Raw genomic sequence first — 251 nt, forward strand, 5'->3', positions numbered from 1 at the left:
CCTGCGATTGTACCCCACAGATACCGCGCGGGTGGGCAACCTGACCAAGTGCAACCCGGCCAACATGTAAGTCAGCGACCGCGAGGCGCTGACGCAGGCCGTGGCCGACAACGTGATCGACGTGCTGGCCACCGACCACGCCCCGCACCCCTGGGAAGAAAAGCAGAAGCCTTATGCGCAGGCGCCGTCCGGCCTGCCGCTGGTGCAGGACGCGCTGGTGGCTGCGCTGGAGCTGGTGCACGAAGGGAAGC

General features: G+C 67.3%; 1 pseudogene. It reads left to right on the forward strand.

The features are described 5' to 3' along the window. Positions 1-251 (forward strand): annotated as a pseudogene (locus ACQG3P_RS20965) (dihydroorotase); the annotation flags it as partial.

Origin of the sequence: Stenotrophomonas sp. SrG (assembly GCF_050031795.1) — a bacterium.
In the GTDB taxonomy this organism is placed as follows: domain Bacteria; phylum Pseudomonadota; class Gammaproteobacteria; order Xanthomonadales; family Xanthomonadaceae; genus Stenotrophomonas; species Stenotrophomonas rhizophila_A.